Here is a 21,185-nt window from a genome sequence, read left to right on the forward strand (position 1 = left end):
ACGTGTGCACGTACTTTTTCTACGCCCCTACGCGCTCGGCCAGCTCCCGCAGCTCAGTGGAGGCCGGATCCTGCATCGACAGCAGGTCAGAGACGAGCTGGTGGACGATCCGATGGTTACGGATCTGCTCCGGCGTGATGGTCTCCGCCTCAAGGAGCTGGGCCACCGCCTCATCGACCTGGCGACGCTGGGCATGGGCCCGCGCCAGGTCGATACACAGACGCGCTCGCCGCTCCGCCGACAGCGACGACGTGTCCACCGCGCCGCCCACGCGCAGCGCGTGACCGGCGTCACCGACCTCCACCGCCACCGCGACCTCGTGCAGGGCGACGTTGGCCGGCCCGAACTCGGTGTTGTAGTCGTTGCGCCCTTCGCCCACCCGCGCCGCCATCTCACGTGCTCGCGACAGGTGCTCGTACGCGACATCAGCCTGATTGAGCCGCGAGGCGGCCACGGCCCGCTGCAAGGTCAGCCCGCCCCACAGCGACATCGCTTCGACGTTGCCCTGATCGGTCAAGAACCACAGCGCCTCGGCGGTGGTGCGCGCCGTCTCCTCCACCTGATCGAAGTGCCGGGCTTGCAGGAAGACGAAGCCCAGCCGGAACGCTCCGGCCGCCATCATCAAGGGGTTGCCCGCACGCTCTGCCGCGCTGATGGCCCGATCGGCGGCGATCCACGCTGCTTCCGGCTCGCCCAGCTTGGCCAGCGATGCCGAGCACGCCTGATAGGTCACCGCAAGCAACTCGAACAACTCTGCCTGCTGCTCTGCCGGGGCGGAGCGGACGGCATTCTCAAGGGTGGGTACGAGCCCGCGGAGCAGTTCGGCCAGTTCGACGTAGCGGCTCGCGTGCGTGAGCTCCCACGCATGATCGACGCGCGGCCTCAGTTGCTCGATAGCCGGCACCGGGGTCGTGTGCAACATCGCCTGGAGCGAGTGGGCGCCGGACAGCACCAGGCGTAGCCCTGCCGTGCCGGGCGTCTCCTCGTTGGTGGCGGCGACCACCGGTGCCTCGGCGGCCAACTCCGAGAGCGGCACGTCCAGCGTCTCAGCGACCTTCTCCAGCACGGACATGCGATCGACTTTGCGCACGCCTCGTTCTACCTGGGAGATCCACGCAACCGACCGATCCACCAGCCGGGCCAATTCGGCCTGCGACAGGCCACGCCGCTTGCGCTCCTGTGCGATACGGCGCCCGAGCGCCCGCTGATACTCCATGCTCACGGCGTCGTGCCCTTCCCGCTCTGAAGCTCCAGCCAGTCGACCTCGACTGAGGCCAGCAGTTCTTCACGGGCGGCCAGGAAGCGCCTGGTGTGCCCGGTCTGCTCATGGGCGTCGAAGGCGTCCCGGTCGCGGTACAGCTCGTAGAAGATCCGCTGGAGCGGCTGACTGTCCACCCGGTGGGAGGCGTACACGATCGTTCCCGGCTCATGCTGGCAGATCGCCTCGATGGTTTCCCCGACGAGGGCGTCGAACGCTGCGGCGCTCTTTTCGTCCTTGCAGGTGAATCGAACCATTAGTCCGAACATGTGCACCCTTCCTGGGGCTGCCGCCGCGGGTCTCCGGATGTCGCTGTCTTTACTCGACCAGTACTTATTGTGCGGCGCAAGTACATCAAGTCGCTTGTACTTGAAGTATAGCGCTAGTACTTTAAGTATCGATAGCGATTGGCAGTTCTCTGACCTGCACGGACAAGAGGAAACGCGATGTCCCCAGCGCTGAACGGCCACACAGAGATCCACAGGTGGTGTCGTAACTTCCCCGGCACGCGGGACCAGGTCCGCGAAGTCCGTCAATTCGTCAGTGCCTACCTGGGGGACCGTCCGGAGATCGACGCCGCCCAACTGATCGTCAGCGAACTCGCCTCCAATGCCATCCGCCATACCCGAAGTGGATTCCCTGGCGGCCACTTCGGCGTGACACTCCACGCTGGCAGCACGCTACTGATCGTCGCCGTCCTCGATGAAGGGAGCCACTTCGTACCGCGCCCATGTGAGGCCGCGGACGAGGACCTTGGCGGACGAGGCTTGCACCTGGTCGAGACCCTCACACTCCGCTGGGGCGTATACGGTGACGCGGCCGGCCGAACCGTATGGGCGCTGCTGCACCTCACGTCGAGCGGCTCGGTTCCGTGACCGACTGTCTGGCTCCACATGTCGCCTCCCTACAGCCGGGTTCCCGAAAGCTGGTGTGGCTTCCTGCGGGAGGGGAAGCACGGTGCAGGACGCTCGCCTGGACCTGTCACTGTGCCGATGTCGTCTATGAGCTCTGTACGGCTGGCGGTCAGGCGTTCCTTCGACGCATCGAGTCGGCTACCCAAACGGTCTCAGAGACGCACCGCATGAACACGCGCGGGGGCGGAGCCGTCTGGCACGCACTACTCCACGGCCAAGCAAGGTAGAACCCGGCTTAACCTATGCCGCGATCGGGTACCCAGCAAGATCAGGTTTGTGGCGACAGTTTGTGACCTCAGTTGCGGATGAGAACTTTCTCTACGGTCTCAAGGGCAGCCCGCCTGCGGCGGCCTGCCGCGTTGGGCAGTCGCTGGCCGCGCTGCGGCTCTTCGGCCGGTCGCGGCCAGCATGCCCACGCGCAGGGGAGCACGTGGCGGAACGCTGGACCGAGAAGGTCGTCATGGGAATGACTCTCGGCAACCAAGCGAGCCGTTAGACATCAGACTCGTACGCCCCAAACGGGGAGAACTGCGTCGAGAACCACGTAGCCTGTCAACGTGACCTCGAGCACCGACCTCACAAAGACGCGCCTGCGCGTGTCTGTCGTTGCTCGGTCCGGCGAGGTCGAACTGAACGGCCGGGCAGTCAAGGTGGCCCCAGGGCCGATCGTCCTGAGCGTCGCCGGCCACGCCAGCCGAAGGATCCGCATCGATGGCACGGAGCGTCGGCTCTCGGGCGGGACGACGGGCGTCCTCGCCCTCGACTACACGCGCTCGACGGGCTTTCACAGAGTTGAGGTCGACGGTCAAGCATTTTGGTTCGCCACCGAGGACCACAAGCTGCGTCTCGAGGGAATCACTCGGATGCTGAGCCATCTCCAGAGCCTTGGGACCGGATGGACTGGTCAGGCCCTGTTCTCCGATGGCAGCGGCTACCTGGATCCTCACGTCGTCTACGGGTGGTTCGATGCCAACGCGGACGAGGCGCTGGACGCCATCGAGACCGTGCTCGCCGCACCGCGTACCGATGAGGTCTCGGTCCGGGCACTGAGCCGCCGTGGCGGGAGTTCAGCCCTCGCTATCCCGACGATGCGATTCCTCAGATCCGACCCTCGGAGGAACCTGATCGAACAGGAAGACGGTCTGCTGAGCGTTGCGGGTAAGAGATACACCCCGACCCGAGTGGTCGCGCGCCGACGCCAGCGCACTGTGGACACCGTGGCCAACCGCCGTACTGTGCACCTGCTCGGTCTTCTTCACGACCTGTTGTCCGAGGTGATGCGCGCGGAGCTCCCCTCCGGACCACGAGCTCGGTGCCGACTGTGGCGTGAGCGCGTCGGAAGGCTCTTCACTCAGCCGCTCGCGGTCAAGCTCCGGCTGAAGCCGAGCGCCCTGGCAGCGCCGCGCCATGGTCCCGAATACACCGATCGCAGCTACATCAAGGTCTTCGACCTCACGAGGACGATCGGTGAGTTCGGATGGTCGGCCAGCACGGATCCGGCCCGGCAGTACAGCTACATCAAGAGTGCCGACTGGATCTATCAGGCATACGCCGCGCACCGCGTCGCGTCGGTGCTCGGGCTCACCCAGACGACAGGTGCGCTCGGGTCCAACCCGCTCGCATTCACGGGGCCCGACTTCGACCTGTACTACGACACGGTTCCGCCTGTCGAGGTCATCGCCTCGTGGCGAGCCCGAACTCCGGTCCCTGACGCGTCTAAACCCGATCTGCTGCTCCACGAGAAGGCGACGGGCAAGGTCGCAGTGCTCGACGCCAAGTACAGGGTCGGAAAAGACGGCCACGCCTCGGAAGACAGCCGGAAGGAGGTCGCCGCTTACCAAAGCCTCTATGGGCTCTCGTCAGTCGCGATCATCTACCCAGGTGTGGACCGGGAAGCGAGGGTGATCACGGACCATGACAAAAGCATCGTCGAGATCCCCGTCGTAGGCCCAGACGACGGGCTGGAGGAGACGATTGTCTACGTCCTGGACCGGCTGGAGTCGCCCCCGTACGTGTAACGCCTCAGAGAAGCGGCAGGAGCTCGTCAGACGGTCCTGCCATCATCTGGTCGATTAAGCGACCGATCTCCTCGGCGTTGGGTAGTGTCGCCGAAGCTGCGAGGAGGGGTTGCGCGTCGGAGTGTGTCCCCCGAAGCTGATGCACGAGCTTGTCGGCGACAGCGTGGCCCAGGGCGGTCAGCTCTGCTCCGGCGTCCCGCTCCGCCATCACGAGTGCCATCACGATGTCCCGAAGGATTCCGAGCGTGAACCATGACCGACCGCTCGCGGTCTCGAGGACAGCGTTGGCCACGCTCACGAGTGCCTGCTGGGCCTGCGCGCTAAAGTTCGCGCTACCGGACACTGAGCGGAGCGCCGTGAGTCTGAGTGAGTCGAACTGCGACGCACGTCCCGCGTTCTCGCGATCCTCGACGCGCTTTCGTTCGTTGGCGATCAGGTTCCCAATGACGCCTGTGACGGCGGTGTCCGGGTCGTCCTCGTAACGGTCGCCGAGTACGTTGGGCATCGTGATCGTGGTCGATCTGCGCTTAGTCGGCGAGCTCACGCGGGTGCGGGTCTCAGGCTCGTCGCGGAAGGAGTTGCAAGTCGCGAGGACGAAAGTGTCGATCGGCAGGTTGGCGACCTCTCCGTTCGGTAGCCGGACGAGCCTCTCGCGCTCCTGGGTGGCGACGAGGACCGCAGACAGATAGGTCTCCACCGAGGCCAGATTGAACTCCTCGAAGATCACGACGCGAGCTTCGAGCGGGGCATCATCGAGGAGGATGTGGCGAGCGAAGTCCTGTAGATGGACAGTCCCGTCGAGCCGCTCGTAGCCGATTAGCTCGGCCTCATCGAAGTCGGCCCGCACAGGGATCAGCAGCGGTGCGTCCAGGTCGAACTCCTGCTCCATCGCACTTCCCAGGAGGGTGGCGAATAGGGTCTTTCCCGTCCCGGGCTGACCCACGAGCACGACCATGTCGCCGCGGAGCCAAGCGGTGAGGACGCGCTCCACCAGGCCGAGAGGCAGCTGGAAGCCCTTCGCCGTGACGCGCCTCTCCAGACTCGTGATGACGGTCGACAGGTCGTCGGTAACAGTAGGAGCTGGTGGAAGGGCGCCGAGCTGCTGGTAGGTCTCGTCAGAAACCGGATCAGCCGCGAATGGGACAGTCCGGTACTCGGCCGGGATGTCATCCTGGAAGATCGTTCCCACCAGGTCGCCGTGTTGTGGCCTGAACTCGTGCTTGAACCAGGCGTCGAGCTTGTCAATCTCCTCTGCGCCCGGCCCGAGGCCGGCGGCGCTGAGGATCGCGGGGTCGATCGCCGAGGTATCGACGTTGCGGCCGATCCAGAGCGCCAAGTCGATCAATCGAACGGACTTCTTTGTCTCCGCGAGGAGGTCTGCGCCCGCGGTAGGCGTGAGGCCCCACACATCCCCCGGCAGCCCAGTTTGGGCTGGCTTGCGCTGAATCAGGACCTCGCCACGACCCGCACGCTGGCCCCGCTGGCGCTGGAGCCCTCCGCCGGGGAACTTTCGCGTTTGCCAGGGCGTGTCGTCGCTCCAGATGGCTCGGTACGGACGATGCGGATCGGGTGCACCGGGCAGTTCGAAGAAGTCCTTAAGGTACTGCTCTTCGACGCCGCCGCCGTATGGGATCTGAGCCGTCGTAGGGTCGACCTGTGTCCTCCTCGCCTCGCGGAGAAGCGCCGGTAGCGTCACGACAGTCAGGGCGTGGGCGCCTCTGATCGCTGCGGCGGCTTCGAGGAGTAGATGAGCGGGCACATATGACATAGGTCAACGCTACTTCCAAGCCGCCCCAACATCGCACAGGGAGCGACGTAGTCCAGATGACCTATGCGGTCGACTCACCAAAGCTTCTCCATGTTCTCTGAGATGAGCGCACAGAAGTCCGGGTTGAGCTCGATGCCCACCGAGGACCTGCCCATCTCGTCTGCAACGTACATAGTGGTTCCTCCGCCTACGAACGGGTCGAGGACGGTCCCGCCTTCTGGGCATCCTGCCGCGATGCATCTCTCCACAAGCGCGCGCGGGTACGGCGCGTAGTGCGTGCCACGGGCCAGCGACTTGCGATCCGGTTCGATAAACCACACGTCCTCTTCGCCGTCGAGGCCCTCGCGATTGAAAAAGTAGCGAGGCGACTTCGAGAACAGGAAGATGTGCTCGTACTTGCGCCAGGGACGATCCTTGCTGGTCGGCTCAGGGATCGCCGTCTTCCGCACCCAGATGATGGCGCTGCGAAGCGTCCAGCCATCCTCCTGCAACGCCAGCGCGACGCGCCACGGGATGCCGATTAGAGACTTGCGGGGGAGGCCGAGTCCAGGGCCGTCCACCGCGCGAAGACCAGGCAGGCGACGGCTGCGGTGTTTCTCGTCCTTCCCGTGCGGTCTGCCCTTGGCGTTGTAGTACGTGTCGCCCAGGTTGAGGAAGACCACGCCATCATCGGTCAATGCCGGACGCAGTGCTGCGAACGTCTCGCGGAGGTTCGTGACATAGCCGTCGATCGTGGGCTCGAGCCCGAACTGGCCGTCGACCTCGTAGTCGCGTTGCCAGTAGTAGGGCGGGCTGGTGATGACGCAGTTGATCGATCCGGGAGCGAGCATGCTGGAAACGACCTTGCTGTCGCCGTTGAGGACTGTCCACGACGTGCCGTTGCCGCGCTCACCTGAGGCGTACAGCGGGTCCTCTTGGTCAAAGTCCTCGTTAGGCATGGACGACAGGTTCGCAGCAGGTACTGACATTCTCTTAGTGTAAGACATCTCCGACGGAGGTTGGAACTGGGACACCAGCGTGTTCCAAGACCTGACTCGATCACCCGAGAGTCGGTCCGGGAGTCGTAGGCTCAGAACGTGTCGAACGCAGCCGAGAATGACCTAAGAGCTCTCGCCGTGCACCTTGTGGGCCCGGCGGAGATCGGCGAGCTGTTGGGTGTCGACTCGAACACGGTGAATGTCTGGAAGGTGAGGCATGCGCAGTTCCCAGCGCCCGTGCGGCGTCTACGCTCGGGCGACATCTGGGACAGGCGTGAGGTCATCGCCTGGGCGACGGCAACAGGACGCTACCCGACCGAAGCAGAGACCGCGAAAGTCCCTCCGAAGAGCTGACGAGGCAAGCCTGTGGGGCCACGGCCGCTGCCAATACCGGGACGATGGCTGAGGCTGGGACGATCGCGCACTCCGGTTCTGTCGCCGGCGGCTGGGGCGATCGGCTGCCGCGCCGCTTCCGGTGCTCGCGCCCTGAGGGCGCTGCGCTCCGGGTCGGCTTGCCACCGGGTAGGGGCGGGCTGGGCACCGACGCTGGCTGGCAGGACGAGTTAGCCCGTTACGATCGCTCCATGCATAGGGCCGAGTTTCTCGCGGGTGCAGCCGAGGTCGGCCATCTACTCGGCGTCGAGGCCAACATCGTCAACGCATGGCCCATGCGATCCAACGGCTTTCCAGAGCCCATCATCCAGTTAAGGGCCGGAGCGATCTGGGACATTCGCGGGGTGAACGCCAGTGGTCGCGAATTGTCACAGGTGTTCGACGGTGCATAGAACTACGGGCCTTGGCCCTCTGCCGCAGTCTGATACCAAGTTCATGCGCCGTGTACGAGTCCACCAAGCCTGGTATCGCCTCAACATACTTGGTCTTGACCGCTACGGCTCACTGGCCGGCACTGAAGACCTGTGCGGATCTGTCCTCGTAGATGAGGATGCCGAACGCTGGCTAAATTTCCTGGGACCGTCTGCAGCGGAGACGTACGCAATCCGTCGTGCGGCCGGATGGGGCGTGGACCCTGTTCGGTGCACGAAGTACCTAACCTCAAGCCAGACGTTGACGTTCAACATGCTGTCAGAGGTTGTGCGACGACCGGTTGCCTCGGCTCGACTCTTCGGCACCTTGCTCGGGCGGGACGATCTGGCCTGGCTGGATTCGGCAGACTTCGAGTTCTCCGGGGTAGACACTCCCTATTGGCTCGGCGATCGGACGTTTATCGATCTTCTTCTCCGCTTCAGACGGACGGACGGCCGCCTTCAAGTAGTAGCCGTTGAAACCAAGCTTGCAGATCGCTTCTCAACACGGAGAACCGAGGCAATGGAAGGCTCCAAATATCGGCAACTCGCTGAACAATGTCAAATCTGGAGAGATCTCCATAAGAGTCTAACGAATAACGCGACTCGGCAAATGACACGTTGTCACGCACTCGCTCAGTCGGTACAAGTGGTAGATGGCGGACGACTGAATGAGAGCGCCGTGCTGCTGATGCTGCTCCACCCAGAGGACAAGGGCGGACTCAACCATGCACAGACCTACATTGAGGGCCTGAGTGCTGGCAATGCAGCCCTTTTGACCTGGGAGAGCTTCCTGCGTGCGGCAGAAGCAGAAGCGGCCATGGACAGTAGCTTGATACGGGATCTGGGACTCCGCTACGTCGACATGAGCTTGAGCGAAGATGCTTGGCGCGAGGTTCGTTCACGTAACGTTTCCTAGGTGCGAGCTCATGGCCACTTGATATCTCAAATGCGGGCCGGTCAGTACTTTAGGTAAACCTTCACGAGCCCTACGCCGGGATGATCGCGCACCGTGCGCGAACCAGCTGCGGGTCTTTCACGGGCCTTTGAGGCTTTCGAGCTGGTCAGATCGCATATGTCGGCCGGACAGTCTCCTCTCAAGTGAGTGGACATCCATGGAAGATGATCATGAGTGAGGTGCCTCCGATCAGGTCTTTTTGGCATCCGTGAACGCCGGTGGACGATCTTGAACTGGCTACGGAACAGATGTTGGCGTCTCGTTGTCCGCCAGGAGCTGTACAGCAGAGGAGTACAGCAACGCCGACGCACACGAGCGCTCAGGCTCAGGCAGCATCTACCGCTTGGCCAGGAGGAAGACCGCTCAACGGCGTGACTGGCTCCCGTTTGCAAGCAGGAAGTCAGGAGTTCGAATCTCCTAGGCTCCACCCACTCAAAGGCCCAGGCCAGGGCCGGTTTTCCCGCCTGGGCTTTTGATCGATAATCGGTTTTCGCGCTCTTGCGTGCCCGATCCCCTCTCGAATGCTCTCGCAGGCGGCTGTCGAGTCGCTTGGCCACCTGGTGCCGTCGCAGTCGCGCGTGCTCATCCCGCTCTCAGGAATTGCTCAAAGGCTTCCCGTGCCAGGGCAGACACACTCTTCCCTTCTTGCTCGGCGCGGGCCTTCGCGCGTTCGCGCAACTCCTCTGGAACTCTGAAGGAGACCCTTGGGGAATGTGTGCCCTCGCCTGTGAGCGATGGACGTCCTGGGCGGCCGGTAGGCACGGGTACGCGGCCCTCGTCGATCGCGCGATGAACGTCGCTGATTGCGTCCCGTACGTACTCTTCCGTGATCAGGTTGCCTTTGGCGTCGTAAATCTCTTCAGAGTCGCTGTCGATATCGGAGTCGTGGTCCAGGGCCAGTTCGATGTCTTCGGGTGGCCAGGCTGCCTCGTGCTCAGTCATGGCGTCCTTCTCCGTAGCGCGGTTGGCATCACGTGAATGATCACTAAAGCTTTGTCGGTGATGATGCCGATCACCTCCAGCTCTATGCCCCGATCATCGGGGCCGATCCAGACCCATCGGTCCTCCAGCGTCGGGTCGGCGGCCGGCACGATCGCTGGCGGCCCAGATCGGACGACATGTAAGGCATGCGCCTGTCCGATGCGGTGCTTCCGCGCCGATCGGTAGAGGCGCAACTTTTTCATGCCCATATTATGTCGGACACAACCTCTGTCGGTAGGGGGTTCTGGTCTGCACCATGGAAACAGGCGGTTGCGTCCTGGGTGTCGGCGGCTACGAGAGGACGGGGCGGACCAGGGGGCTGCGGCCCGTGCTCGCCGGCAGGTCGCGGGCTTGATCGACGTGCCATTGGCGTGCCATCAAGGGCGGTCGACAGGTGGTACTGGGACTGCCGTTGTCCCTGAAGATCGGGCCGATTTGCGAGCAGCTGCATAAGAGCGGGCGCCATCAGCCAGCACCTGGAGCTTGACCGGGATGAAGACCGTTCGACGGTGGCCAGGCTGCTCGGGCTGGAAGGCGACCTGGCGGGGGCCGCGACGGCGCTCGGGATGAGCCACGTGATCAGGGGTGTCTTCGACGAGGGCGATCCCGATCTGCGCCGGCTGGTGCCCGTCCTGGCTGGGCAGCTCGGCGACGAGGGCTACCTGGAGGCGTACCGGCGTGGCGCCAGCCTGCCGAGGCAGGAGGCGATGGACCGGCTCACGGCCCACTCGGAAAGGTAGCTCTGGAGGTCCTCGCCTCATCGTCCGGCTCGTCAAACAAGGGAGAAGCCGCTGCACCGGGCCGGATTTCCTCGTCTGCCAGTGGTAGGCCCGCACCAGGTTCAGGTAGTCGTACGGGCCCGCTTCGCAGGAGTCGGCCGCCTCCTGTTCGGCCACCTCGATGGTCTCCTCCGGGAAAGTGGCCCGCCAGGCGGTGATGCGCTCCTCATGGCTGCGGCCTGGTACGTCCCGCCCCGTGTGACAGCTGTCATGTCGTACTCATGACTGCGACGTCTACGCCGCTACGCGCTCCTGCACGAAGATCGAACCATGACGAACTGCAAGAACTCGCCCAATTGGACAGTCGGCATGTGGCCGGGCATCGCGATCGGCATGGGACTGGGTGTCACGATGCACAACCTCCTGCTCGGCATTGTGCTGTCCATGTGTCTCGGAGTCGCCCTCTCGTCCGTGCTCGTGGCCAACCGTAAGACCGCAGACGAGTGAGAGCGGGCAGCGGGCCGGTCGACTGTCATCAGCGCGGGCCGAGGCCATGGCGCCCGAAGATCAGATCGCTTTATCCGCCGATGCCTGAGCTGTGGGCAGGCCGCGCGCAGCGGAAGGGGCGCGCGGCCTGGCCGGCTACCGGCGAACGTCGGCGTACTGCCCCAGCCGCTCCCGCTGAGGCCCTACCTCCTCCTCTCCGGGAGCTTGGTGGGTTTCTTCCATGCGGAGCGCCAGACCGAGCGCGAAGAACGTGGGCGCCCACTCGCCGACGAAGATGCCCCATCGGTCCGCCCTGGCGGTGTTCTCGGTGAACCATGACGCCGCCCACGAGGCGACGGTCAAACCGATGGATGCGATCCCGGCGGCGTACGCGTGCTCGGCCCGTATCCCCATCTTGTGCAGTGTCCGGATCATGTGTTGCCCCCTTGTGGTCGATCCGTCCGCGCCCCGATACCCGAGCGGTTATTCCGGTAACGAGCCGTTCCGGCTTCTTGGGCTGCAGAGGGAGCAGACATGTCCGGCGTTAGCCTGCTGGTTGATGGACGAATTCCCTCTCGATCTCGGTGACCCCTCCACCCGCGAGCACGTCACCCGGTGCGCGGCCTGCAAACACAAGCTGCGCACACCGGGCTCCCAAGCTCTGGGTCTGGGCCCGGACTGCGCGTCCAAGCTCGGCGTCGCTCCGCGCCGGCCGTTGAGGATCACAGGCGTGGCGAAGTGGCGGGACTGCGAAGGCCAGATGGACCTGTTCCAGGCGGAGCAGTGACACGGCAGTGCTCGCGCTCACGGCATGGACGGCGCAGCCCCGTGACTGGACCCACCTGCACACCGGGCTCCGCGGGTCAAGAACCTCCTGGAGCTCGGCGGGTGTCCTTCTCCGCGTCGGCCTGGTCGGTCGGATGCGCCGGATCGGCGGCCTCCCCGCCGTCCTGCTTGTGCGAGGCCGGCACCACGATCTCTTCCGCGTCCTTGTGACGAGTCACCCAGAGGTAGACCAGCGCGCCGACGAACAACACGATCGAGGTCCACTGGTTGATCCGCAGATCGAGGAACGTCACCGCGTGGTCCACCCCGCCGACCGGGTCGATCCGCAGCCCTTCGATCCAGAATCGCCCGAACGTGTAGCCGGCGACGTAGAGGGCGAACAGGCGGCCGTGGCGCAGCGTGAACCGCCTGCCGGCCAGGATCAGCCCGAGACCGAGCGCCGCGTCCCACAGCGACTCGTACAGGAACGTCGGGTGGTAGAGCACGCCTGGCTCGCCGCCGTGCGCCTGGTCGATCTCCAGGCCCCACGGCAACGTGGTCGGACTGCCGTACAGCTCCTGGTTGAACCAGTTGCCCCAGCGGGCGATCGCCTGCCCGAACGCGATGCCGGGCGCGACCGTGTCGGCCACGGCGCCGAGGGACAGCCCCCGGCGGCGGCAGGCCAGCCACACGCCCACGCCTCCCAGGGCGACCGCGCCCCAGATGCTGAGCCCGCCTTCCCAGATGAACAGCGCCTGGTACGGCTCCTTGATCGCGCGCGGGCCGAAGTAGGTCTGCCAGTCGGTGATGACGTGGTACAGGCGAGCGCCGACCAGGCCGAAGATCACTGCGGGGACCGCAATGTCGCTGATGGTGCCCTTCTCGCCGCCGCGGGCGCGCCAGCGGCGGTCGCTCAGCCAGGCGCCGACGACGATTCCGAGGATGAAGCACAATGCGTAGGCCCGGATCGGGATGAATCCGAGATGCCAGACCCCCTCGGAAGGGCTGGGAATCAAGGCGAGGGGCATGACGGTGACGGTAGCCGATGCGGGATCACATGGCCGCGTGCGTGACCTGATCGTGTGATTCCTCCACCGTGACGCGGCGTGCACGAACCCGGTGTAGGCGTCCGGCTTGGAGGGTGGCCGGCGGGTCGCGATCAGCGGCCACTGCGTGGGATCGCAGGCTTGAGCAGGTCAACGAAGTGCTGTTGGCATTACCAGGGCCGTTCGAGCGTGAGCAGCGGCTCGGAGAAGACAGGCGCCGGCGCGTCGGGATCCGCGGCGACGGCCTGCTCCAGGTTGCGAAAGCCGGCTTCCAGCTCGTCGGGACTGAGCTGGGCGAAGAACGAAAGGGTGCGCAGGCGCAGCCGTTCGAGCATGTCACCGCAGGTGCCGGAGGACGGCTCGGTAACCGTGCCGAAGCCGGTAACGCGCCAGCCGTCCGACGTGAACATCGCGATGACCTCGTGCAACGGCTGAAACAACTGGGCGTCCGCCTCGAAGCCGCGGGGGAAGTGCTCCAGCCACCACGGCCTGGGATGGTGGTCGCTGAAGTTCGCGCGCAGGAGCAGCCGCCCGCCGGGCCTGAGCACCCTGGCCAGCTCCCGGGCCGCCCGCGGCTTGTCCTGGACGTGATGCCAGGACAAGAACATGAGTGCGTAGTCGGCGCTGCCGGACGGCACTGGCATGTCCTCGGCGGAGCCCGCCAGATACCGCACATCGGGGTGCAGGGACTGCGCCTGCGCTATCTCACGCATGCGGACCGACGGCTCGACGCCGGTGACCGGCCCGAACGCTCGCGCCAGCGCGGGGGTGAACCTGCCGGTCCCGGAGCCGACGTCCAGCCCCGCCAGCGGACGCCGCTCGGGCAGCACCGCTCCGAAGGCGCTGATCCATACCTGCAGCTGCGGCTCGTCAAGCGCACGGCCCCGCGCGTAGTCCTGGTACTGCTCCGTGTCGTAGTCGATCCGCCTCATCGCAACTCCCGCGTCAACCGGCCCTAGCGAGCCGTCAGCCCGATATATCGACTTGATACATCGGCACGATAGGTGCTGTCGCGTCATGCCGCAAGGGTCGGCGGCCGGGCGTGCCTGCACCGCGGTGACCAGCCGGGCGCAGGGCGCGTTACGGGAGCGGGAGACTGGCCTCTGATCGGCTTCGCCGTTGGTCGATGGAGGGGATGTGAACCAAGATCCTGAATGAGCTGCGGGCCGGGTGTGACCAGGCCGGGGGCGTGGACTGGACAGTGGGCATGAACTCCACCGCGGTGCGCGCCCACCAGCACGCCGCCCGCGCGCGCCACGACCCGCCCGTTGACCTGCCGTCCAGGGGACCAGGTAGATCACGTAACAGAGGCAACACCTGATGTCACGCCGAGGACCATTCCGCAAGAGTGGTGGTCAGGAGCATTTACGTGTTACTTCCGCTGAGCCGATCGGCCGCCGAGGACTTCGTGGTCTCTCAGGCTCCTCGGCCTCCGTACCGAACCAAGAACCGACCACATCGCCACCAAGCCGCTCCGGTCCGACCGCTCACCGGTCTCGACGCACGATCAGATGCGTCAAAGCGGCAACCTGACGGTAGGGATCTGTACGGCCCGCGCGCTCCTCGCAGGCAAGCAGATCCTCAAGATCCTCCGGGACGGGCGCGTCATCGGGCGCTTGGTCGGTGAACACACGGACTCCGTACCAGTCCTCGACCGACAGTCCGTGCTCAGCCAGCGCCGACCACAGATCAGCACGTCGATCTGCCCGCGCCGTGACCCCTATCCGATTGCCGTAGGACATGTCATCGAAGGCCCGCTGCGCGATCGTCCAATCCCCGCGCAGACCTGGCCGCAACACCAGCGCGTCGCCGTTTCGAACCAGGAGAGAGACCAGGCCGCCTGGCCTGACCACCGCTGCGATCGCCCGCAGGACCGGGGCCGGATCCTCGAAGTACATCAGCACGCCATGACACAAGACCACGTCGAAGGGGCCGGCGGGCAGCTCATCAGCCGAGCCGTGCACCACCTCGACAGCAAGATCAGGCGTCAGCGCAGCCGTCAGTTGGTCCAGCAATTCCTGGGAGGAATCCAACGCCGTGACCCGATGCCCGCGCCTCGCCACCCGAAGGGCCTGGGTGCCCTGCCCACACCCCACATCCAGAACGCGCGCCGGCTCGCCGGGAAGGTACGGCTCCAACTGGCGAGTGACCAACTCCTGCCGGACCACGTCCCTGAGCTTGCCCAACAGGTCCCGCCACTGCCGCTCACCCGAGGCGAACTCCATCGACATCCCCTCCATCGCAAATTGCCGGGAGTCCAGCGCCAAGGCGTTCAGTAGTCGGGCAGGATACTGGACGCCGTGTTGAGTAGTCACCGCCTTCGGGTGCTCAGGGAGGTCTTCCGGACGGGGAGCATCGCGGGAGCCGCACGGACGTTGCGGCTCTCGCCGTCCGCCGTCTCGCACCAGCTGTCCCGGCTGGAGGAGGAGGCCGGGGTGGCCCTGGTCGAGCGGGGGGCGCAGAGCCTGCGGCTCACCGCGGCCGGCCGACGGCTCGCCACCAGGGCGCAGGAGGTGCTCGACCTCATCGAAGCCGCGGAGAAGGACCTGCTGGCCCAGGCCAGGGCTGATGCCGGTCAGCTCAGGATCGGCTTCTTCGCCTCGTCGGGATACCGGCTGCTGCCGCTGGCGCTGTCGACGTTCGCGGCCCGCCACCCCGCCGTCGACCTCGACCTGGTGGAGGGGCAGCCGCACGAGCTGATGCCCGACCTGGAACGCGGCGCCCTCGACGTCCTCGTGGTGTTCGAGCACGCCCTGGATCCGTGGCGGCCTCCGGAGGGGGTGGAGATCACCTCCCTGCTGGAGGAGCCGCAGCTCCTGGTGCTGCCCCCGGGACACCCCGCCGGCCGGAACGCCAGGGTACGGCTCGCAGAGCTGGCCGATGAGCCGTGGATCACCACCTATGGCACCGACACGCCCGTCTCGGTGTTGGAACGGGCCAGCGCGCTGGAGGGGTTCAGCCCGCGGATCCGCTGCCGCAGCGACCACTACGAGGTGACCCTCGGCCTCGTCAGGGCGGGGCTCGGCGTCGCCCTGGTGCCGAGCCTCGGCGTTCATGGGGCCACCGGCGTGCAGGTGTGCCGCGTGGAGGGCCCTCGGCTGTACCGCCGGATCGGCGCCGCCGTACGGCCGACCAACCCGAACCCGGCCCTGCGGTCGTTCCTCGACTACCTCCTCGACGCCGCCGGCCGCCTGCGCGGCGCCACCGGTTGAGGCCGCACCGCATGTGGGTGCGCAGCCCCGACAGGGAGCACGCTAGGAGGCGCGGGGCTCGCCCGGCACGGCGCCGACGAGGCGGCCGATGCCGAGACCGGCCTCGCGCACGCGGGTGACCAGCTCGTGGTCGCTTCCCGGCGGCCCGGACGCGAGGACGGCATAGCCGATGCGCCGGTCGCCGACCATCACTCCCACGTCGGCGCGTACGCCGTCGTCGGTGCCCGTCTTGTTGGCCACCCGCACCGTGCCGGGCGGCACCGTCGCCGCGAACCGGCGGTCCTCGGGGTCGTGCGGCAGGAGGGCGGGAACCAGGGCGCGGTCGGTGTTGTGCGCCAGCCAGCCGAGCATCAGCCGGGTCCACTCCGCCCGCCCGTCGAGCGCGGCGGCGAATCTGGCCAGTTCGCCGGCCGTGCCGACGGCGAAGGCGGGCGGATCCGAGGGCAGGCGCGGCTCGCGGATGCGGTCGAGGACGCGGGTGCGGTACAGGCCCAGCGCCCGCGACTCCTCGGCGACCCGGTCGAGGCCGACGCGGCGCAGCAGCGCGTTGGTGGCGATGTTGTCGCTCACCGCGGCGGTCAGCAGGGCCAGGTCGGCGACCGGCCACCGGCGTCCCGACAGGGCCCGCAGCAGCCCCGACCCGCCCACGTGGTCCTCGTCGCGCAGCTCGACCGGCTCGGCGGGGTCGAGCGTGCCGGAGCAGATGGCCCGTGCCACCGTCGCCAGCAGCGGCAGCTTGCCGACGCTGGCGAGCGGCAGCTCGACGTCGTCGGCGACCGCGATCTCGCCGGGCACCGATACCGCGATCATCATGGCGTCAGTACCTTTCCCGGCCGCGCGGCCGTCTCCTCGCCCTGCCGTACCACGACCTGGCCGGCCACCACCACGGTGTGCACGCCCTTCGGCGGCAGCAGCGGCTCGGCGAAGGTCGCGCCGTCGCCCACCGTGGCCGGGTCGAACACCACCAGGTCGGCGTGCGCCCCGTCCGCGATCGTCCCGCGCCCGGCCAGCCCGAACCGCTCCGCCGCCAGGCCCGTCATCTTCCGCACCGCCGTCGCCAGGTCGAGCAGCCCGAGGTCCCTGGTGTAGCGGCCCAGCACGCGAGGGAACGTGCCGGCCCAGCGCGGATGGGGGCGCCCGCCCGGCTTGGGCACGCCGTCGGAGCCGATCATCGCGTACGGCGCCGCCAGCACCCGGCGCACGTCGTCCTCCACCATCGAGTGACTGATGATCATGACCTCGCCGCGCTCGGCCAGCAGCAGGTCGGCGGCCACGTCGAAGGGGTCGCGGCCGTGCGCGGAGGCCAGTTCGGCGACCGTACGGCCCTCGGTGTGCGGATGGCGGGGGGCGCGGGCGATGGCGATGCGGTCCCAGCCGCCGTTGCCCACGGTGTTCTCCCAGCCGGGCACGCCCTCGGCGATCGCGGCCCGCATCCGGTCGCGCTGCCCGGGGTCGGCCAGCCGCGCGGTGAGCGCGGCGGTGCCGCCGTCGGACGCCCAGGGCGGCAGCATCGCGGACAGGTGCGTGCTGGCCGCCGTGTAGGGGTAGACGTCGCAGGTCACGTCGAAGCCCTCGGCGCGCAGCCGGGCCAGCCTGGGCAGGGTCCGCTCGGTGCGACCCCAGGCGTACTTGCCGGCGGTCTTGTGGTGCGAGACGTGCAGGGCCGCGCCGCTCCGGCGGGCGATCTCGACGGCCTCCTCCAGGGCCTCCTCCACCCGTGACATCTCGTCGCGCAGGTGGGTGACGTACGGCTTGCCGTGCCGGGCCGCGACCCTGGCCAGCGCGACCACCTCGTCGGTGTCCGCGTAGGTGCCGGGCGTGTAGATCAGCCCGGTCGACAGGCCCGCGGCCCCCTGGGCGAGCGACCGGTCGAGCAGCGAGCACATCGTCGCCAGCTCGGCGGGGGTCGCGGGACGGTCCACGGACCCCAGCACCCCGGCGCGCAGGGTGCCGTGCCCCACGAGAGAGGCGAGGTGGTTGGCGCGCGGCACGGCGGCGTGCGCCGCGGCGAACCCGGCGAAGTCCTCCCAGAAACCGACGTCGCCGCCGAAGCCGACGGACGCCTCGGCGCGCAGCTCCGGCACCCGTCCGGGCAGCGCCGGGAACAACCCGGAGCCGCAGTTGCCGCAGATCTCGGCCGTCACCCCGGCCAGCACCGGGGCCCGCACCAGCTCCCGGTCGCCGCCGAGCAGCGCGATCCCGTCGGAGTGGGTGTGCACGTCGATGAACCCGGGGGCGACGGCCAGCCCGGCCGCGTCCAGGGTCTCGCGGGCGTCCGCGCCCGACCCCGCGGGCAGTACGGCAAACCGCCCCCCGGCCACGCCCACGTCGGCGGTCCGCGGCGGCGCCCCCGTGCCGTCGACCAGCAGCGCGCCACGGATCAGCAGGTCGAGTCTCACAGCACCCGTCCCAGGAACGCGCGGAAGCGCTCGTTGCGGGGGTCCGCGAGCACCTCACGCGGGTCGCCCTGCTCGACGATCACGCCGTCGTCGATGAAGACCAGGTGGTCGCCCACCTCGCGGGCGAAGCCCATCTCGTGCGTCACCACCATCATGGTCATCCCGCTGGCCGCCAGGTCGCGCATCACCGCCAGCACCTCCTGCACCAGCTCGGGGTCGAGCGCGCTGGTCGGTTCGTCGAACAACATCACCTTGGGGCGCATGGCCAGGCTGCGGGCGATCGCCACCCGCTGCTGCTGGCCGCCGGAGAGCTGCGCGGGGTAGTGGCCGGCCCGGTCGGACATCCCCACCCGGTCGAGCAGCTCCTCGGCCTGCCGCCGCGCCTCCTCCCTGGGAACCCCGCCGACGACCAGCGGCCCCTCCATGACGTTCTCCAACGCCGTGCGGTGCGGGAAGAGGTGGAACCGCTGGAAGACCATGCCGATGTTCTGGCGCTGCCGGTTCAGCCTCGCCGGGGGAAGGTGGTGCAGCCTGCCGTCGCGCTCCTCGAATCCGATCAGCTCGCCGTCCACCCTGATCCGGCCGGCGTCGATCGTCTCAAGCCGGTTGACGCAGCGCAGCAGGGTGGACTTGCCCGACCCCGACGGCCCTACCACGCAGACCACGCCGCCTTCTGGCACGTCGAGGCTCACGCCCTTCAGCACCTCCAGCGCGCCGAAACGCTTGCGCACCGAGCGGATCTCCACCATGGGACGGTCCACTAGACCCCACCTCCGGCGAACGGCCGCAGGTTGCGGCGCACCCTGGCGGGCAGCGTGCCGTGGCCGCGCTCGAACCGCCGTTCGATGAAGTGCTGGCCGACGCTGGCGATCGTGGTGAGCACGACGTACCAGATCGACGCGACCACCAGCAGCGCGATGACCTCGAAGTTGCCCAGGTAGATGCGCTGTGCCACGGTCAGCAGCTCGGCTCCCGCGATGACCGACACCATCGACGTCGTCTTCAGCATGGAGATGAACTGGTTGCCGGTCGGCGGCACGATCACCCGCATCGCCTGGGGCAGCACCACCCTGCGCAGCACCTGGCCGTGCGACATGCCGAGGGCCTCCGCCGCCTCCCGCTGGCCGGGGTCGACCGAGCGGATGCCCGCCCTGACGATCTCCGCCATGTACGCGCCCTCGTTGATGGCCAGCCCGAGCAGCGCCGCGGTGAACGGCGTGACCAGCTCGTTCGCCTGCCACTCGACCAGTTTCGGACCGCCGAACGGCACCCCGATCGCGATCGCGGGGAAGACCAGGCCGATGTTGAACCAGAAGATCAGCTGGACCAGCAGCGGCGTGCCACGGAAGAACCACGTGTACAGCGCGGCGGCCCCGCGCAGCACCGGGTCGCCCGACTGCTGCATCACCGCCGTCAGCACGCCGAGCGCCAGGCCGATCGCCATCGACAGCACGGTGAGCTGGATGGTGACCCACAGCCCGCCGAGGATCCTGCCGTCGCCGAGGAAGGCGACGATCACGTCCCAGTGCAGGTTCGGGTTGACGATGATCGTGTAGGCCAGCCAGACCAGGAACAGCCCGGCCACGGCCGCGGCCAGCCAGCGTCCGGGGCGCGGCGGCCGTACCGCGTCCACGGGCAGTTCGGTCACTTCCACGGCTTGGTGTTCACCATCACCTCGGGCACGGCATTGGCCGCCACGCCGTACGTGTCGAGGATCTTCTGGTAGCCGCCGTCGGCGATCAGCTCCTGCATGGCCTTGGCCACCGCGTCACGCAGGGCCGTGTCGCGCCGGTCGATGGCGATGCCCCACGGGCCGGCGTCGTACTGGCCGGGCAGCACCTCGTACTTGCCGGTCTCCTCGGCGTACATGGCGGCCACCGGGGAGTCGACGATGGTGGCGGCCGCGCGGCCGGAGTCGATGCTGAGCAGGCCGGTGGGGGCGTCCTCGCTCTGCATGATCGTCATTTTCTTGTCGCACTTGTCGTTCTGCTTCTCGCCGATGGCCAGGTTGGAGCTGCCCTTGGCGAGCACGACGGTACGGCCGCACAGGTCGGCGAGGTCCTTGACGCCCTCCGGGTTGCCCTTCTTCACCATGACGGCTCCGCCCGCGTTGAAGTAGTCGACGAAGTCGACGGCGGCCCGGCGCTCCTCGGTGTCGCTCATGGAGGAGAGCACGATGTCCCACCGGTCGCTCTGCAGGCCGGGGATGAGCCCGTCGAAGGCCGCGTTGGTGATGGTCGACTTCAGCCCGAGCTTCGCGGCGATGGCCGCGCCGAGGTCGGGATCCACGCCGGTGAGCTCCTGGGTGCCCTCCTTGTACATCTCCATCGGCGGGTAGCCCTCGGCGGTCGCCAGCCGGAGCACGCCCCGATCGCGTACGTCAGCGGGCACGAGATCCTTGGCCGTCTTGCCCTTGGCCGCCGCGGCGCCCTGGGTCGCGCTCGTCCCCGAAGAGGAGCGTCCGCACCCGCCCGCGAGCGCCGTGACGATCAGCACGGCTGCGGCGGCCGCGTAAAGGCGCTTCGTCATGAAAACTCCCAGTTCGCGGAATGGTTGTGGACATGGTGGCGGTGAGCGTGGAGGATCCCAACACTCGTGAACGCTTGCGACCCTCAGCGTCGAAAGTCTCGATGCTCGCGCTGCCCACACTCACGAGACGCTGAGGGCGCTCGGCCGAGCCGACCGGCGGTGTGTGTCGTTGTGCACGCTCGCGCTGTTGTGTGCGTTTGTACGCAGAACGCCAGGTCGCGGCTGCCTAGATTGAGGGTCGTCCGGAGAGATCGCTCCGGAGGTTCTCCTCACAGTCAGGGATGGATGGTCATGTCGAAGCTTCGTAGCCTTCTCGCCGGTACGGTTCTGGCCGGCGCCGTGGTGGCCGGTG

23 protein-coding genes are annotated in these 21,185 nt (G+C 67.3%); 8 read left to right on the forward strand and 15 right to left on the reverse strand.

Features of this window, described 5'->3' with window-relative positions:
- Positions 1 to 19: 19 nt before the first annotated feature.
- A complete protein-coding gene (locus tag E1286_RS05445) occupies positions 20 to 1,216 on the reverse strand; it encodes a helix-turn-helix domain-containing protein (RefSeq protein WP_246074473.1) in 1,197 nt (398 codons plus the stop codon).
- Between the two features lie 2 nt (positions 1,217 to 1,218).
- Entirely contained in the window at positions 1,219 to 1,515 is a 297-nt protein-coding gene (locus E1286_RS05450; protein WP_246074469.1) for a putative quinol monooxygenase, read from the reverse strand.
- A gap of 189 nt (positions 1,516 to 1,704) precedes the next feature.
- Here E1286_RS05450 and E1286_RS05455 point away from each other — a divergent pair, with 189 nt between their 5' ends.
- Entirely contained in the window at positions 1,705 to 2,133 is a 429-nt protein-coding gene (locus E1286_RS05455; protein ID WP_132609300.1) for an ATP-binding protein, read from the forward strand.
- Between the two features lie 596 nt (positions 2,134 to 2,729).
- Positions 2,730 to 4,190, forward strand: a complete 1,461-nt coding sequence (locus E1286_RS05460) for a hypothetical protein (protein WP_132609302.1) — start codon at positions 2,730 to 2,732, stop codon at positions 4,188 to 4,190.
- Positions 4,191 to 4,194: 4 nt separating this feature from the next.
- Here the strand turns inward: E1286_RS05460 and E1286_RS05465 are convergent, their stop codons facing one another.
- Together E1286_RS05465 and E1286_RS05470 are read right to left on the reverse strand one after the other, a co-directional pair.
- Positions 4,195 to 5,958: an AAA family ATPase gene (locus tag E1286_RS05465; protein WP_132609304.1), complete on the reverse strand. Its 1,764-nt coding sequence runs from the start codon at positions 5,956 to 5,958 to the stop codon at positions 4,195 to 4,197.
- A 74-nt stretch (positions 5,959 to 6,032) separates the two neighbouring features.
- Positions 6,033 to 6,896 (reverse strand): DNA-methyltransferase, encoded by an 864-nt coding sequence (locus tag E1286_RS05470; RefSeq protein WP_165969586.1) that lies wholly within the window; start codon positions 6,894 to 6,896, stop codon positions 6,033 to 6,035.
- A 623-nt stretch (positions 6,897 to 7,519) separates the two neighbouring features.
- Here E1286_RS05470 and E1286_RS05475 point away from each other — a divergent pair.
- The gene (locus tag E1286_RS05475; protein ID WP_132609308.1) at positions 7,520 to 7,720 is read left to right on the forward strand and encodes a hypothetical protein; all 201 of its coding nucleotides are present in this window, start codon (positions 7,520 to 7,522) and stop codon (positions 7,718 to 7,720) included.
- The gene (locus E1286_RS49035; protein WP_342776157.1) at positions 7,713 to 8,657 is read left to right on the forward strand and encodes a PGN_0703 family putative restriction endonuclease; all 945 of its coding nucleotides are present in this window, start codon (positions 7,713 to 7,715) and stop codon (positions 8,655 to 8,657) included. Before E1286_RS05475 ends, E1286_RS49035 begins: the two co-directional genes overlap by 8 nt.
- A 621-nt stretch (positions 8,658 to 9,278) precedes the next feature.
- On the opposite strand, the gene E1286_RS05485 is transcribed toward E1286_RS49035, so the two are convergent.
- Together E1286_RS05485 and E1286_RS05490 are read right to left on the reverse strand one after the other, a co-directional pair.
- Positions 9,279 to 9,638 (reverse strand): Arc family DNA-binding protein, encoded by a 360-nt coding sequence (locus tag E1286_RS05485; RefSeq protein ID WP_132609312.1) that lies wholly within the window; start codon positions 9,636 to 9,638, stop codon positions 9,279 to 9,281.
- Positions 9,635 to 9,880 carry a hypothetical protein gene (locus E1286_RS05490; protein ID WP_132609314.1) on the reverse strand — a complete coding sequence of 82 codons (246 nt, stop codon included), beginning with the start codon at positions 9,878 to 9,880 and terminating at the stop codon, positions 9,635 to 9,637. Before E1286_RS05490 ends, E1286_RS05485 begins: the two co-directional genes overlap by 4 nt.
- Before the next feature lie 306 nt (positions 9,881 to 10,186).
- Here E1286_RS05490 and E1286_RS05495 point away from each other — a divergent pair, with 306 nt between their 5' ends.
- Together E1286_RS05495 and E1286_RS47605 are read left to right on the forward strand one after the other, a co-directional pair.
- Positions 10,187 to 10,417 (forward strand): hypothetical protein, encoded by a 231-nt coding sequence (locus tag E1286_RS05495; RefSeq protein ID WP_132609316.1) that lies wholly within the window; start codon positions 10,187 to 10,189, stop codon positions 10,415 to 10,417.
- Positions 10,418 to 10,726: 309 nt separating this feature from the next.
- On the forward strand, positions 10,727 to 10,903 hold the full coding sequence (locus E1286_RS47605; RefSeq protein WP_165969572.1) for a hypothetical protein: 177 nt from the start codon (positions 10,727 to 10,729) through the stop codon (positions 10,901 to 10,903).
- Positions 10,904 to 11,038: 135 nt separating this feature from the next.
- On the opposite strand, the gene E1286_RS05500 is transcribed toward E1286_RS47605, so the two are convergent.
- Positions 11,039 to 11,317, reverse strand: a complete 279-nt coding sequence (locus tag E1286_RS05500) for a hypothetical protein (RefSeq protein ID WP_132609318.1) — start codon at positions 11,315 to 11,317, stop codon at positions 11,039 to 11,041.
- Between the two features lie 124 nt (positions 11,318 to 11,441).
- Between E1286_RS05500 and E1286_RS05505 the strand changes: the two genes are divergently transcribed.
- Entirely contained in the window at positions 11,442 to 11,669 is a 228-nt protein-coding gene (locus E1286_RS05505; RefSeq protein ID WP_132609320.1) for a DUF6011 domain-containing protein, read from the forward strand.
- 76 nt (positions 11,670 to 11,745) lie between these two features.
- On the opposite strand, the gene lgt is transcribed toward E1286_RS05505, so the two are convergent.
- The 3 genes from lgt to E1286_RS05520 form a co-directional block, all read right to left on the reverse strand.
- Positions 11,746 to 12,675 carry a prolipoprotein diacylglyceryl transferase gene (gene lgt / locus E1286_RS05510; RefSeq protein ID WP_132609322.1) on the reverse strand — a complete coding sequence of 310 codons (930 nt, stop codon included), beginning with the start codon at positions 12,673 to 12,675 and terminating at the stop codon, positions 11,746 to 11,748.
- 188 nt (positions 12,676 to 12,863) lie between these two features.
- Positions 12,864 to 13,625: a class I SAM-dependent methyltransferase gene (locus tag E1286_RS05515; protein ID WP_132609324.1), complete on the reverse strand. Its 762-nt coding sequence runs from the start codon at positions 13,623 to 13,625 to the stop codon at positions 12,864 to 12,866.
- A gap of 555 nt (positions 13,626 to 14,180) precedes the next feature.
- On the reverse strand, positions 14,181 to 14,918 hold the full coding sequence (locus E1286_RS05520; protein ID WP_223189569.1) for a class I SAM-dependent methyltransferase: 738 nt from the start codon (positions 14,916 to 14,918) through the stop codon (positions 14,181 to 14,183).
- A gap of 75 nt (positions 14,919 to 14,993) precedes the next feature.
- On the opposite strand from E1286_RS05520, the gene E1286_RS05525 reads away from it, so the two are divergent.
- Complete coding sequence (locus E1286_RS05525) at positions 14,994 to 15,905, forward strand: LysR family transcriptional regulator (protein ID WP_132609328.1); 912 nt, start codon at positions 14,994 to 14,996, stop codon at positions 15,903 to 15,905.
- A gap of 42 nt (positions 15,906 to 15,947) precedes the next feature.
- On the opposite strand, the gene E1286_RS05530 is transcribed toward E1286_RS05525, so the two are convergent.
- From E1286_RS05530 to E1286_RS05550, 5 genes are read right to left on the reverse strand one after another with little or no spacing between them, the layout of a single operon-like run.
- Positions 15,948 to 16,718, reverse strand: a complete 771-nt coding sequence (locus tag E1286_RS05530; protein ID WP_132609330.1) for a serine hydrolase — start codon at positions 16,716 to 16,718, stop codon at positions 15,948 to 15,950.
- A complete protein-coding gene (locus E1286_RS05535) occupies positions 16,715 to 18,304 on the reverse strand; it encodes an N-acyl-D-amino-acid deacylase family protein (protein ID WP_132609332.1) in 1,590 nt (529 codons plus the stop codon). The genes E1286_RS05530 and E1286_RS05535 overlap by 4 nt, the downstream gene beginning before the upstream one ends.
- On the reverse strand, positions 18,301 to 19,053 hold the full coding sequence (locus E1286_RS05540; RefSeq protein WP_132609346.1) for an amino acid ABC transporter ATP-binding protein: 753 nt from the start codon (positions 19,051 to 19,053) through the stop codon (positions 18,301 to 18,303). Before E1286_RS05540 ends, E1286_RS05535 begins: the two co-directional genes overlap by 4 nt.
- 11 nt (positions 19,054 to 19,064) lie before the next feature.
- Complete coding sequence (locus E1286_RS05545; RefSeq protein ID WP_246074470.1) at positions 19,065 to 19,958, reverse strand: amino acid ABC transporter permease; 894 nt, start codon at positions 19,956 to 19,958, stop codon at positions 19,065 to 19,067.
- Complete coding sequence (locus E1286_RS05550) at positions 19,949 to 20,833, reverse strand: ABC transporter substrate-binding protein (RefSeq protein ID WP_132609334.1); 885 nt, start codon at positions 20,831 to 20,833, stop codon at positions 19,949 to 19,951. Before E1286_RS05550 ends, E1286_RS05545 begins: the two co-directional genes overlap by 10 nt.
- Between the last annotated feature and the right edge of the window lie 352 nt (positions 20,834 to 21,185).

Source organism: Nonomuraea terrae, from assembly GCF_004348995.1.
Classification (GTDB): Bacteria; Actinomycetota; Actinomycetes; order Streptosporangiales; family Streptosporangiaceae; genus Nonomuraea; species Nonomuraea terrae.